This window comes from Priestia megaterium (assembly GCF_009497655.1).
GTDB lineage: Bacteria > Bacillota > Bacilli > Bacillales > Bacillaceae_H > Priestia > Priestia zanthoxyli.
In genome coordinates this window covers 889,208-902,698 of record NZ_CP023317.1, presented here as the reverse complement: position 1 = coordinate 902,698, position 13,491 = coordinate 889,208, and the positions used below count along the sequence as shown (strand labels likewise).

The window sequence follows — 13,491 nt, the reverse complement described above, 5'->3', positions numbered from 1 at the left end:
TTCAAACATGTTATTGCAAAACCTTACATCACCAGCGTTAATTGATACAAAACAACCGTTTGAATCTAAAGATGAAATTATTCGCTACTTAATTAAACAATTGAGTAAAGCTGGTAAACTTCATTCTGAAGATGAGTTTTATAAAGCAGTTATCGCTCGTGAAGAGCTTTCTCCGACAGGATTTGAAGGAGGATTAGCCATTCCCCACGGTAAATCAACAGCTGTAAAAGAAGCTGCCTTTGCTGTTGCAACGTTAAGAAAACCGATTCACACATGGGAAAGTATAGATCCCGCCAACCAAGTTGAACTTATTATCCTATTAGCTATACCAGAAAATGAATCCGGTTCCACACATTTAACTTTGCTATCAGAACTAGTCACTCGTTTATCAAATGAAGACTATAAAAAGAGTTTATTACAAGCCACAACAAATGAGGATTTATTTCAACGTTTAGATGCTGAACAAACTACTGAAGCTATAGCAGCTGTACCCAAACTTAATAAAACAGTACTTGCAGTTACGGCTTGCCCAGCTGGTATTGCTCATACATATATGGCAGCGGAAGCTCTTGTAAAGGCTGGTAAAGAACTCGGTATTGATGTTTTCGTTGAGAAACAAGGAGCTAATGGAATTGAAGACCGCCACACACACTCTCTTTTACAAAAAGCAGATGCAGTAATTTTCGCAACAGATGTGGCTGTAAAAAATGAAGAGCGCTACCGACATTTGCCTAAAGTCAAAACCTCGGTGGCATCACCATTAAGGCAAGCAAAAAAATTATTAAACGATGCTTTACAAAAATCTGAAAGCGCCACCAAAAAGGAATATGTGAGCACTGCTTCAGACGAAGAAGATAAACAATCCATAAAAAAAGAAATTAAAGATTCCATTCTAACAGGGATTTCATACATCATTCCAATTATCGTAGCAGGTGGAATGACATTGGCAGCAGCTGTTCTCATTTCTCAAGCATTTAATCTTCAAGAGGTGTACAATGCTGAAGGTTCTTGGCTCTGGATGCTTCGTCAACTTGGAGGTACTCTTTTAGGCACATTAATGGTTCCAATTTTGGCCGCTTACATGGCTTATTCCATTGCTGATAAACCCGCTCTTGGACCGGGATTTGCTGCTGGTGTAGCTGCCAACTTAATCGGAAGCGGTTTCCTAGGTGGAATGCTAGGTGGGATTTTAGCTGGTTATTTCTTGAAGTTATTGAAAAATAAAATTAAACCTAAAGGCACCTTTGCAGGATTCATTAGCTTTTGGCTTTACCCTGTTGTCGGTACCTTAGTTGTTGGTTCTATTATGCTGTTTGTCATCGGCAAACCTCTTGCTTTCCTTAACGAGGGACTTATTAGTTGGCTGCAAGGAATGTCTGGCACTAACGCTATTATCTTAGGCGCTTTAATTGGCGCTATGGTGTCATTTGATTTAGGAGGGCCTATCAATAAAGCTGCATATACATTTTGTATCGGAGCGATGGCAAGCGGAAACTTTGTACCCTACGCTACATTTGCATCTGTCAAAATGGTTTCAGCATTCTCCATTACAGGAGCTACTATTATTGGAAAGAAACATTTTTCAAAACAAGAGCAAGAGGTGGGAAAACAAACGTGGCTGCTTGGGTTAGCCGGTATTACAGAAGGGGCCATTCCTTTTATGATGAACGATCCCCTTCGTGTTATTCCTTCACTCATTGCTGGTTCTGCTGTAACAGGAGCCATTGTTTCTTATTTTCAAATAGGATTAAATGTTCCTGGTGCAGGCATTTTCTCATTAGCACTTTTAAAAGGGCAGCCTGTGCTACTAGGTGTGGGAATTTGGTTAGGTGCAGCCGTTGTAGGAGCAGCTATTTCAACGATTTTGCTCCTTGTAACACGCAAAACAAAGCTAAAAAAGCAAAAAAAAATCAGCCCTGAAGCAAATTTAGCATCAGAAAGTAACAGCAAAGCTATTTAATAGAAGCAGTGCCGGCAGCTTTCCACCCGTCGGCACTATCAAACTACATATAATTGGAGGAATATACTCATGAAGAATGTTCACATTGTACCTCATATGCACTGGGATCGAGAATGGTACTTTTCAACAGAAGAATCACGCATCCTTCTTGTTAATAATATGGAAGAAATTTTGCATATGCTTGAAACCAACCCTGACTACCCTTATTACGTATTAGATGGACAAACCTCTATTTTAGAAGATTACTTCGCGGTGAAGCCAGAAAACAAAGAACGAGTAAAAGCTCTTGTTACAAAGGGAAAGCTTATTATCGGTCCTTGGTATACCCAGACCGATGAAATGGTGGTTGGTGGTGAATCAATCGTCCGCAACCTTTTATATGGGTTGAAAGATTGCGAAGAATTCGGAAGCTCAATGAAAATTGGCTATTTGCCTGATTCATTTGGACAATCCGCACAAATGCCGCAAATTTTAAATGGATTTGATATCCATTACTCTATTTTTTGGAGAGGAACTTCAGAACGTCATGGTACAGACAAAACAGAGTTTTACTGGCGAACAGAGGACGGTTCTAAGGTGCTTGTTCAACTTTTCCCATTAGGTTATGCAATCGGTAAATATTTACCTGAAGATGAAAGTGAATTGCAAAAACGAATCGATAAATATTTTGCTGTGCTTGATCGTGGCGCTACAACTAAAAATATTATTTTGCCAAATGGACATGATCAAATGCCAATTCAGCAAAATATATTTACAATCATGGATAAGCTAAAAACCCTTTATCCTGAACGCGAGTTTTTCTTGAGCAAATACGAAAATGTATTTGAAGAGCTAGAAAAAAATGAAGATCTCCCACTTTTACAAGGTGAATTTTTAGATGGGAAATACATGCGCGTCCATCGCAGTATTTACTCAACGCGTACCGACATTAAAGCCGCCAATACACGAATTGAAAATAAAATTACAAACGTACTAGAACCTTTAGCTTCAATGGCTTATAAATTAGGTTTTGAGTATCACCATGGACTTATTGAACTAATATGGAAAGAAATTATGAAAAATCATGCCCATGATAGCATCGGCTGCTGCTGTTCTGATAAAGTGCATCGTGAAATTATGAATCGTTTCTTTTTAGCCGAGGAAAAAACAGATCAGCTGATTGAATTTTACAAAAGAAAAATTGTAGACTCTGTTCAGGCAGACAATGATTTTGATCGCTTGGCAGCATTTAACTTCCTTCCTTATAAGCGTGAAGAAGTTTTAACAACTACTATTATTACCAAATTAAAAACCTTCACATTAACTGACAAAGATGACAATCAAGTTCCTTTTGATGTATTAAATAGTGAAGTTATGGATCCAGGCCTTATCGATCGTCAAATTGTACACTATGGTAACTATGATCCGTTTATCAAATATACCGTTCAATTTAAAGACACTCTTCCATCTATGGGCTATAAAACATATTTTGTTGTTCCAAGTGAACAAGATTCTATACAAAATCAATGTCAACAAGTAAAAGAAATAGAAACAGAATTTTACCATATTACTGCCAACAAAAACGGAACAATCAATTTATTCGATAAGCAGCTAAATCAGCTGTTCAATAACGTACTGCTTCTAGAAAATGGCGGAGACGATGGTGACGAGTATGACTTCTCTCCTCTTGAAAATGAACAATTACTGTATAGCAACAACGTAAATGCAACTGTTTTAATGACAGAAAATAAATACGAAGCCACCGTTGAGATTCATTATACATTCGACGTTCCTAAAAATTTAGAAGCACGAAAATATAGAAATATCAATAGCTCAATTGATATCAGTATGAAGCTAATAATTCCTATGCATAAACAAATTATTTCAATAGAAATGGAAATAAACAATCAAGCTGAAGACCATCGATTAAGAGCATTGATTCCAACAGAAATTGCTTCATCATTCTCTGTATCTGATAACCAATTTGGCACGATCAAACGAGATGTGTACGACAGTGCGATGGACCTTTGGCAACAAGAAGGCTGGGATGAACGCCCTGATTCAATTTATCCAATGCTAAGTTTTGTAAGCCTTGCTGATCATAATAAGGGTGTAAGTGTTCTGACTAATAGTATTCGTGAATACGAAATTATAGGCGAAAACTATGAAACTATCGCTCTTACGTTATTCCGCAGCGTAGGCACATTAGGTAAAGAAGAATTAATTAGAAGACCAGGTCGACCATCTGGAATCAAACTTCCAACGCCTGATTCCCAAATGATTGGTAAGCTGCGTCTTGAATTTGCACTTGTCACTCATTCTAACTCTGCTAATATTGCTCGAATTGCTAAACATTACACAACACCTGTTCATTTTTATAATAAAATACCGTTCAACGCCATGAAGCTAAATAAAGAAAATATTTCTACTCCAATGAGCTTTAGTCTTTTGACAGAAGAAAACAGCGATATGGTTATTAGTACCTTAAAAAAAGCTGAGAAAGATTCCGCACTTATTTTACGATTCTACAATGCAGCAAGTAAAGAAAAAATAGCCCTGTTTAAACTTAAAGCAGAGGAAGTATACGAAATCAATTTAAATGAAAAGCCTATTCAAACTTTACAAGTAAACGACTCTTCAATTTCTTTACCTGTCAAGAGCAATCAAGTCAAATCAATTCTTTTTGCATAATTGTTAGTTCCTTAGATGAGTATGCCGGCACTCATGTTACTTACTTATAGAGGTGAATAATAATGATAGAACCACTTTTTTTCACTCCCGTATTTCAGGATCGCGTTTGGGGCGGTCAAAAACTAAGAACAGATTTCCACTATAATATTGAATCGAATTCAGTTGGTGAATGCTGGGCAATTTCTGCACATCCTAATGGTCAGTCAGTGGTGTCAAATGGCGTCCATAAGGGAAAAGCTCTAGGGGAACTTTGGAAAGCAAATCGTGAATTATTCGGAGATATAGAAGGAGAAAAATTCCCTCTTCTTGTTAAAATTTTGGATGCGAATCATGATTTATCTGTTCAAGTACATCCCAATGATGCCTATGCTTCCAACCATGCAAACGGAGAGTTGGGGAAAACAGAGTGCTGGTATATTATCGACTGCGATGAGAAAGCAGAACTAGTCTTCGGGCATCACGCTCAATCAAAAGAAGAGCTAGTTTCCATGATTGATCAAGGAAACTGGAACCAATTTCTTCAGCGCATTCCTATAAAAAAAGGTGATTTTTTCTATGTACCAAGCGGAACTGTTCACGCTTTATGTAAGGGAACCTTAGTACTAGAAACACAGCAAAACTCGGATACAACGTATCGCTTGTATGACTACAATAGAATCAGCAATGATGGAAAGAAACGTGAACTTCATTTAAAGCAATCAAAAGATGTCATTACAATTCCGCATCAAAACTATCAAGTAGAGGCAGAAATCACAGAAGGTAAAAATTATATGGTTACGACCTTCGTGAGAAGCCCTTATTTTACAGTCGAAAAATGGGAAATTTCAGGACACGCTTCCTTTGAACACATCTATCCGTTTCTATTATGCAGTGTAATTGAAGGAAATGGCTTGCTTAAATTTAACAACCAATCTTTTCATCTGCAAAAAGGTGACCATTTTTTATTACCTGCTGCTAACGATATATTTCAATTAGAAGGAGGGCTTGATCTTATGGTCTCTTACCTTTAAAACCCAAGGCGTTTCACGCCTTGGGTTTTAAAAATTCAGGATTATTTTTCAAAAATCCCCTCCAAGCCTGTGCTGTAGCTTTCTCAATTTCTTCTTTAGAAGCATGAAGCCTTTTAGCGCTGTCTCCATAGCCAATTTCGATTTTGCCTTTTTTCAGTTCTTCAAATATTGAATCAGCAAAGTCATCAAGCGGTGCTCCAAATGTATGAAGTCCCGGTCCTCCTAAATCCGTGTTCACGGCTGGAGGAAGAATTTCTATCACTTCGGTATTTGTTTCTTCTACTTGATGTCTTAAACTAATCGTAAACGACCTTAACGCCGCTTTTGTTGCGCTGTAAACTGGCACCCATGCTCCAGGTGTTAAAGACAGCCCCGACGTTACGTTAATAACCGCAGCACGTTCTTGTTGAACGAAATGAGGAATCAATAGCGAAGTTAAATGAATAGGAGCACTTACATTACTCATTAGTTCTTTTTCGTAATACTGCCACTCTTCGTGCATGTGTAAAAGATTTACGCGCTGCTGAATGCCTGCATTATTCACAATAACATTTAATTTTGGGAACCTTTCAGTCGCCCACTTTACCAGCTCTACTCTGCTTTCTTCTATTGATACGTCGCACACTTTTGTATGTAACGAAGGGAATCTTTCTTTTGCTTCTTGCAGCTTTGATTCCCTTCTTCCACAAATAATAACTTCATTTCCTTCCTTTAAAAAACGTTCTGCAAGCGCCAATCCAATTCCAGACGCTCCGCCCGTAATTAAAATAGTGTTTCCTGACATTTTCATTACTTTTCCTCCTCGTTCAACCATCACATTTCCTAATTAATAAACAAAGCGCTACTGCATGAATGACAATAGCGCTTTGTTTATTATTTATCTTACAAGACGTTTTAGTCTTAATTTAACATTAAAAGTCAAAGTTATCTGGATCTGGACCTACGCGATGATTTTGATTTAATGCGTTAATTTTTTCAACTTCTTCTGCATTTAATTCAAAATCAAATACGTCTGCATTTTGGATAATACGATGTTCTTTTGTTGACTTAGGAATCGTTACTACTTCGTTTTGCAAGTCCCAACGTAAGATAACTTGAGCAGTTGATTTTCCGTGCTTTTCAGCAATTTGAGTTAACACTTCGTTATCAAGCAGCTCACCTTGTGCAAGCGGTGACCATGCTTCCACTTGGATTCCTTGTTTTTTGCAGTATTCACGCACTTCTGTTTGTGTTAAAAGTGGATGAAATTCGATTTGGTTTACCATCGGCTTAACTTCTGCATCTGCAATTAAGTCTTCTAGATGATGCACTTGGAAATTCGATACGCCGATTGCACGAATCTTCCCGTCTTTATAAAGCTTTTCAAGTGCTTTCCACGTATCTTTATACTTACCTTCAACCGGCCAGTGAATTAAGTATAAATCTAAATATTCAAGACCTAGCTTGTTTAAGCTTGTTTCAAACGCTTGAAGAGTTGTGTCATATCCTTGATCTGCATTCCACACTTTTGATGTAACAAATAGTTCTTCGCGAGAAACACCTGATTCTTTGATCGCTTGTCCCACGCCTTCTTCATTTTCATAAATTTTAGCCGTATCAATGCTTTTGTATCCAGCTTTGATTGCATATTTAACTGAATCTACAACTTCTTGACCATCTTCTACTTTATAAACACCTAAACCTAACCAAGGCATTTTCACGCCGTTTGCTAAGGTCGTCGTTGACTGTAAGTTTTCCATGTTGCTGTTCATCCCCTTTTTTACTGTTGAATTATTCGTAAAGAGTAATTGCTTGTGAAATTTGTTCTGCGCACTGTTTAACAAGTGCAGCATGTTCTTCGTCTTTCTCTTCTGAAATACGAACGGATGGACCTGATAAAGCAATAGCTGCCATTATTTTTCCTTTTCTGAAAATAGGGGCTGCAATACAGCGAACGCCAGGCTCCCGTTCTTCATCATCGACAGCATATCCTCTTTCCTTACTTAAAGCTAAGTCAGCTTCCAGCTCGTCCAGCTCGGTGATCGTTCGATCTGTATAAGCTTCAAGCGAAAGTTCGTGAAGAATAGATTTTTGCACGCTGTCCTCTTGATAAGCAAGAATACACTTTCCAATAGCATTTGCATGAAGCGGCTTTTTATTTCCTACTTCGGAATGCGTACGAGTGCTATATTGCCCGTTCACCACCTGAGTTGTAACCATCTGTTTATGATGGAGAATTCCCGCGTAAATGGTCTCATTGGTCTCTTCACTCAGCTTCTGCATAGCAGGAACTGAGAGCCAATTCATTTCATAGTTCGTATGCATCGTATTTTGTACGAGTGCCAGCACCAGTTGTGGTGAAACCGTATAGCGGTTAGACGGGTTTCTTACAATAAATCCGTTTTGTTCAAGCGTGCTCACAAGACGATACATCGTACTCTTATTAAAACCGAGCGCTTCCATCATTTCCGGAATAGTCATATTCGGACGGTTTAAAAGCAAAGAGAAGATATCTAATCCTTTTTTTAAAGTTCCAACCTCGGACATGCCCTTCTTCCTCCTTTTATCCGAACAACAATTTTATTATAAAACAAAGCTCTTTATCGTATCAAATAAGGAAACTAAATCAACTTATTTTCCCTATATGAGAGAATACATAACGTAATTGTTCTTCTTAATCTATTCCACTGTTTTTTCTATTTAAACATAAAAAAAGCCGTAACAATAGAATTTTTTTACAGTTTTTTAAAATTAACTTTGCTTTTCATTCGTTAACTTCTTCAAATCGCTTCAGCTGCTCCAGCTGATTTTCCTTTTTCATAATTTCTTTCTGACGCTCGCCTAGTAAATCGAAATGAGGATAGCCGGATCGATTATCAATATACTTAGCGGGAATACCATACTTTTCTCCCCACTTAATCAGCTTATTTAAGTCACTGCAACCTACTTTTGTTACGGTAGTTGCGTGTGGAAAACGCTCATCGAGCCAGTAATGAGTTAAAAATGCGATCTCTCCTCGCTTAACAGCTGCTTTCCATGCGTTTAGTTCCGGGCGTTTGATTCCAAATGCCATTATTTCACCTTTTCTCTTTTATATAAGTAGTCACATTGTTTGTTAACTATAAAGAAAAAATATCATTCATATAGAAATCTTTCATAATATCTTGTCTATTTATAACCATCTCTAAATAATAGCGTACTTTCTTCACCTGTTTCCTATCTAACATTATTGTGTGCTTATGATTTTATCATCATCTTCTTTTATTTTTCAAAAGATCAAACAAAAAAATAACGTTTAGATAATAAAGAAAAGCCTTATATGTAAAAGAAACTAAGGGTTAATTTCAACATTTCTATTGTGAACGATTTCTCCTTTATATTGAATGTTGTTCGTTTTTTATTATGGCAGTATGCATTTAGTTTGAAGCTTTAGTATATTAAAAAACTTCCAAAGTTACCATTCTCACAAAAAGACAGAATTTACTTTTTATTCCGAAAATAATATAATTCAAGTGATATGGAGCTTTTTGCTTCATCTATTTATTATCAAAGGGGGAATTCCGCTTGGCGATGAATGAAAATTCTTTAAAGAAGGTAAACAATGCTTCTTCCTCTCCTGATTACACAGAAATTGTACAGTCTGCTTCATTTCAAAAACTTTTGAAACAAAAACGCAATTTTATTTTACCGCTCTCTCTGTTTTTTCTTGCTTTTTATTTTACCTTGCCCATCTTAACGGCTTACACAACCGTCTTAAACAAACCAGCTTTTGCTTCTATGACTTGGGCGTGGGTATTTGCTTTTGCACAGTTTGTTATGACTTGGGCCCTATGCATTTTATACACAAAAAGAGCCTCGAAATTTGATGAACTTGTTGACACGATAAAAAAAGAAGCTGCAAATTGAATAGGGGGTTAAATGAATGAACGTACTAGCTTTCTCACTTTTTTTAGCTATTGTAGGTCTTACGCTAATCATTACGTATGCGGCATCCAAGCGAACAAAAACGACCAGTGACTTTTATACAGCAGATGGAAGTTTAACCGGCTGGCAAAACGGCATGGCGATTGCCGGAGATTATATGTCTGCTGCGTCATTTTTAGGCATAGCTGGAATGGTAGCGCTTTCTGGATTTGACGGTTTTTTTTACAGCATCGGCTTTTTAGTTGCCTATCTCGTCGTGTTATACATTGTAGCTGAACCACTTCGCAACTTAGGAAAGTACACGATGGCAGATATGATAGCAGCTCGTTTTAACGAAAAGAAAGTGCGGGGAGTTGCCGCATTAAACACGATCACCATTTCCATTTTTTATATGATTGCTCAGCTTGTTGGAGCAGGAGCATTAATTCATTTATTACTTGGTCTAGATTACGTGTATTCTGTCTTGATTGTCGGCGTGTTGATGACGGTTTACGTTGTATTTGGAGGCATGACGGCGACCAGCTGGGTGCAGATTGTCAAAGCCTTGCTTCTCATGATTGGTACGTTCATTATTTCCATTATTGTATTTTCAAAATTTGATTTTAGCTTTGCTAAAATGTTTTCTGAGATGAAAACCGCAACTCCTCTTGGCGACGGATTTTTAAATCCAGGAAATAAATTCAAAAATCCGCTGGACATGATTTCGTTGAATTTAGCTCTTGTTCTTGGTACAGCAGGCCTTCCTCATATCCTTATTCGTTTCTTTACAGTAAAAGATGCCATCACCGCACGAAAGTCTGTTATTTATGCAACGTGGATCATTGGCGTTTTTTACATTATGACAATCTTTTTAGGGTTCGGTGCTGCTGCATTCGTAGGGTACGATGATATTATCAAAGCAAATGCAGCAGGAAACATGGCAGCTCCCCTGCTCGCTCAAGTTCTTGGCGGAGACTTTCTCTTTGCGTTTGTCTCAGCTGTAGCTTTTGCTACGATTTTAGCTGTTGTAGCTGGGCTGGTGCTCTCAGCAGCTTCAGCATTCGCTCACGACTTTTATAGTCATATTCTCCGTAAAGGGGCTGCAACTGAAAAAGAACAGGTAGTGGCTGCACGATGGGCTTCTATTGGGGTATCCATTCTATCTATTATTCTTGCATTATTTGCTCAAAACATGAACGTAGCATTTTTAGTTGCACTTGCATTTGCCGTAGCAGCGAGTGCTAACTTGCCAATTATTCTTCTTACTATTTTTTGGAAACGTTTTAATACAGCAGGAGCAGTCACTGGCATGCTGGTTGGACTATTCAGCTCACTGTTTTTAGTTGCCATTAGTCCAAACGTGTGGGCACCTGAGCCTGGAGCTGCTATCTTTGTAGGTGAGCCGCTCATCACATTAACAAACCCTGGTATTATCTCCATTCCTCTAGGCTTCTTAGCTGCTTTTATAGGAACACTTCTTTCGTCTAAAAAAGCAGACGAAAAGAAATTTGATGAGATTTTAGTAAAAGCAAATACAGGTATGGGAATCGAAGAGCCTGTCAAACATTAATGCCAAAAAGCCTTGAAGCAGGTTGCTTCAAGGCTTTTTACTAGAATAAATCTTCTTGTAAGCCAATAGCGGCAATTTGTTCATTTCTAAACTTTACAGCTAACATATGCTCTTCTTCCCACGTACATTCAAAAAACAAACCAACTTCTCTTGTATCATGGGGTGCTTCAGGAACAAAGATTTGAATACACTCAACTAAAAAACCGATGTCTTTTCGCTTTTTTACATTCGGAACTAATAAGTCTACCACGTCTTTTTCAACTTGAGTTCTGTATTCATCTCGCACCTGTTGATAATAATCAAAAAGAGCTTTTTCCGTCCTCTTTAACAATAATTCGCTTTGAAGCCAAAATGCTTGAAAAGCCTCTTCTTGCCGTTTTTGAAATGGCTTCTCTTTATCTCCATCAATTGTCAGCAACACATGTTGTTGTTGTCCAAAGAAAGTGACCTGTTTTTCTCCAACCCAGGCCGAGTCATATAACAAAGATCCAAAAAGTGGATGATGTACTCGTAATGTTTGATTCATTGCATACCTGACCCTCTCAAAAAGTGGATTTCTGCTTGCATTGGCGTATAATAAATGGTGCTTGAAACAAACTTCTAAACTTATTCTATGTTACCATATTTTTTACAGAAAGGAGTGCCACAATGTGTGAATACAATTAAATCTTTATACCCTTACTTAAAACCTTACAAATGGCTCGCGCTGTTTGCCCCGCTATTGATGGTCATTGAAGTGTTAGCTGACCTTCTTCAGCCTACTATTATGCAGCATATCATTGATTATGGCATTGCAAACAACAATCAAACATATGTTATCACCCGAAGTATCCTTATGCTTATGTTAGCAATCATTGGCTTAGCTGCTGGTATCGTCTGCGCCATCCTTAGCACAAAAGCAGCAGTAAATTTTTCTACCGATATTCGAAAATCGCTTTTTGAAAAGATTGAAAACCTCTCAAACAGCAACAGAGATAAACTAGGGACTGGTCACTTAATCACTGTCATGACAAATGATGTAACGAGTGTTCAAAACGCATTGAATATGACGCTAAAAGTATTAGTTAGAGGACCTTTACTTTTTGCAGGAAGTATTGTGATCGTGTTATTAACCGCTCGTTCTTTGTTTCCTATTATCGTCGTGGTCGTCCCTATTTTATTTTTATGCATTTGGTTTGTGATCACGAAAGCCGGAAAACTTTTCAAAAAAGTTCAGCGAAGCGTTGATCGTGTAAACACAAAAGTCCAAGAAAATTTATCAGGGATGCGCGTAGTAAAAGCGTATGTAAGAGAATCATATGAAATCAATCAGTTTAAAGAAGCAAACAGCTCCTTGACGCAAGCTAATATGAGTGCTGTTCAGCTTATTTCGCTTTTAATGCCCGTTATTTTATTTGTAGTAAATATCGGCATGGTAGCTACTCTATGGCTGGGTGGACTTCAAGTTGAAGCAGGAAAAATTGAAGCAGGTGTGATTTTAGCTTTTATTAATTACTTAACGATTATTTTAAACGGACTTATGTCAAGCAGCATGGTGCTGATGCAAATTACACGTGCATTCCCTTCAGCTGAACGAATCGATTCTGTTTTAAAAACAAAAATAGACATTCCTCCAGCAAACTCTGCTGCTCAAATCAACAGACTTAAAGGTGATCTATCGTTTCAAAACGTTACATACAGCTACAGTAAAAATGGCGAAAACGTATTAAAAGATATTTCATTTACTGCTAAACACGGGGAAACTATTGGCATTATCGGCTCTACTGGAAGCGGAAAATCGACGCTTGCAAAACTTATTTCGCGCTTATATGATCCTGATGGCGGCGGAATTTTTGTAGATGGAAAAAATCTGACAAACTATGACGTAAAAGAGCTTCGCTCATCCATTGGGTTTATTCCTCAAAAAGCTACACTGTTTACCGGAACGATTGATATGAATATTCGAATGGGAAACAATCATGCTTCTTCCTCAGAAATTGAAGATGCTGCAGCTTTCGCATGCGCAACGGAGTTTATTGAAAAACTCCCAGAAAAATATGAGTATCCTTTAACGCGAGGAGCAACCAACTTATCAGGAGGGCAAAAGCAGCGTCTTTCAATCGCGCGTGCATTTGTTAGAAAGCCTGCTATATTGGTCATTGATGATGCAACTTCCGCGTTGGATGCTGTCTCAGAAGCGCAGGTACTAACACATTTAAAAGAAGAGTTTTCCGATGCGACCGTCATTATTATTGCGTCTAAAATTTCGTCTCTTCTTCACGCTGATCATATTATCGTCATGGATGAAGGCAAAATTGCTGAACAAGGGACTCATGAAGAATTGCTTCGTCACCACTCTCTTTATTACGACATTTATCTAGCACAAGGCGGAAAAGAGGTGTTGCCTAGTGAATAATCAA

11 protein-coding genes are annotated in these 13,491 nt (G+C 37.9%); 6 read left to right on the top strand and 5 right to left on the bottom strand.

What is annotated here, in order from left to right; translation table 11 throughout:
• Window positions 1-7: 7 nt before the first annotated feature.
• From mngA to manA, 3 genes are all read left to right on the top strand, one after another.
• Complete coding sequence (gene mngA, locus CEQ83_RS04630; protein WP_108674406.1) at window positions 8-1,960, top strand: PTS 2-O-a-mannosyl-D-glycerate transporter subunit IIABC; 1,953 nt, start codon at window positions 8-10, stop codon at window positions 1,958-1,960.
• Window positions 1,961-2,029: 69 nt separating this feature from the next.
• Entirely contained in the window at window positions 2,030-4,630 is a 2,601-nt protein-coding gene (gene mngB / locus CEQ83_RS04625; protein WP_108674405.1) for a mannosylglycerate hydrolase, read from the top strand.
• Between the two features lie 62 nt (window positions 4,631-4,692).
• Window positions 4,693-5,640: a mannose-6-phosphate isomerase, class I gene (manA, locus tag CEQ83_RS04620; protein ID WP_189643488.1), complete on the top strand. Its 948-nt coding sequence runs from the start codon at window positions 4,693-4,695 to the stop codon at window positions 5,638-5,640.
• 13 nt (window positions 5,641-5,653) lie between these two features.
• Here manA and CEQ83_RS04615 read toward each other — a convergent pair whose 3' ends face one another.
• The 4 genes from CEQ83_RS04615 to CEQ83_RS04600 all read right to left on the bottom strand — a co-directional run bounded on the left by CEQ83_RS04615 (window position 5,654) and on the right by CEQ83_RS04600 (window position 8,692).
• Window positions 5,654-6,430, bottom strand: a complete 777-nt coding sequence (locus tag CEQ83_RS04615) for an SDR family oxidoreductase (RefSeq protein WP_108674403.1) — start codon at window positions 6,428-6,430, stop codon at window positions 5,654-5,656.
• A 121-nt stretch (window positions 6,431-6,551) separates the two neighbouring features.
• A complete protein-coding gene (locus CEQ83_RS04610) occupies window positions 6,552-7,379 on the bottom strand; it encodes an aldo/keto reductase (protein WP_028412173.1) in 828 nt (275 codons plus the stop codon).
• 31 nt (window positions 7,380-7,410) lie between these two features.
• Window positions 7,411-8,166, bottom strand: coding sequence for an IclR family transcriptional regulator (locus CEQ83_RS04605; RefSeq protein ID WP_028412172.1), 756 nt, complete (start codon window positions 8,164-8,166; stop codon window positions 7,411-7,413).
• A 217-nt stretch (window positions 8,167-8,383) separates the two neighbouring features.
• A complete protein-coding gene (locus CEQ83_RS04600; protein ID WP_034269656.1) occupies window positions 8,384-8,692 on the bottom strand; it encodes a hypothetical protein in 309 nt (102 codons plus the stop codon).
• 497 nt (window positions 8,693-9,189) lie between these two features.
• Between CEQ83_RS04600 and CEQ83_RS04595 the strand changes: the two genes are divergently transcribed.
• Together CEQ83_RS04595 and CEQ83_RS04590 are read left to right on the top strand one after the other, a co-directional pair.
• Window positions 9,190-9,525: a DUF485 domain-containing protein gene (locus tag CEQ83_RS04595; RefSeq protein ID WP_033579473.1), complete on the top strand. Its 336-nt coding sequence runs from the start codon at window positions 9,190-9,192 to the stop codon at window positions 9,523-9,525.
• 16 nt (window positions 9,526-9,541) lie between these two features.
• The gene (locus CEQ83_RS04590) at window positions 9,542-11,092 is read left to right on the top strand and encodes a solute symporter family protein (RefSeq protein WP_028412169.1); all 1,551 of its coding nucleotides are present in this window, start codon (window positions 9,542-9,544) and stop codon (window positions 11,090-11,092) included.
• Window positions 11,093-11,132: 40 nt separating this feature from the next.
• On the opposite strand, the gene CEQ83_RS04585 is transcribed toward CEQ83_RS04590, so the two are convergent.
• Window positions 11,133-11,618 carry a DUF6985 domain-containing protein gene (locus CEQ83_RS04585; protein WP_028412168.1) on the bottom strand — a complete coding sequence of 162 codons (486 nt, stop codon included), beginning with the start codon at window positions 11,616-11,618 and terminating at the stop codon, window positions 11,133-11,135.
• Window positions 11,619-11,744: 126 nt separating this feature from the next.
• On the opposite strand from CEQ83_RS04585, the gene CEQ83_RS04580 reads away from it, so the two are divergent.
• A complete protein-coding gene (locus CEQ83_RS04580) occupies window positions 11,745-13,487 on the top strand; it encodes an ABC transporter ATP-binding protein (RefSeq protein ID WP_098999783.1) in 1,743 nt (580 codons plus the stop codon).
• Window positions 13,488-13,491: the final 4 nt, after the last annotated feature.

What these genes read in the sequence shown, in the direction of transcription:
- CEQ83_RS04610 (WP_028412173.1), bottom strand. Translation starts at nt 7,379, where the DNA reads ATGGAAAACTTACAGTCAACGACGACCTTAGCAAACGGCGTGAAAATG.
- CEQ83_RS04590 (WP_028412169.1), top strand. Translation starts at nt 9,542, where the DNA reads ATGAACGTACTAGCTTTCTCACTTTTTTTAGCTATTGTAGGTCTTACG.
- CEQ83_RS04595 (WP_033579473.1), top strand. Translation starts at nt 9,190, where the DNA reads ATGAATGAAAATTCTTTAAAGAAGGTAAACAATGCTTCTTCCTCTCCT.
- CEQ83_RS04600 (WP_034269656.1), bottom strand. Translation starts at nt 8,692, where the DNA reads ATGGCATTTGGAATCAAACGCCCGGAACTAAACGCATGGAAAGCAGCT.
- mngA (WP_108674406.1), top strand. Translation starts at nt 8, where the DNA reads ATGTTATTGCAAAACCTTACATCACCAGCGTTAATTGATACAAAACAA.
- manA (WP_189643488.1), top strand. Translation starts at nt 4,693, where the DNA reads ATGATAGAACCACTTTTTTTCACTCCCGTATTTCAGGATCGCGTTTGG.
- mngB (WP_108674405.1), top strand. Translation starts at nt 2,030, where the DNA reads ATGAAGAATGTTCACATTGTACCTCATATGCACTGGGATCGAGAATGG.
- CEQ83_RS04585 (WP_028412168.1), bottom strand. Translation starts at nt 11,618, where the DNA reads ATGAATCAAACATTACGAGTACATCATCCACTTTTTGGATCTTTGTTA.
- CEQ83_RS04615 (WP_108674403.1), bottom strand. Translation starts at nt 6,430, where the DNA reads ATGAAAATGTCAGGAAACACTATTTTAATTACGGGCGGAGCGTCTGGA.
- CEQ83_RS04605 (WP_028412172.1), bottom strand. Translation starts at nt 8,166, where the DNA reads ATGTCCGAGGTTGGAACTTTAAAAAAAGGATTAGATATCTTCTCTTTG.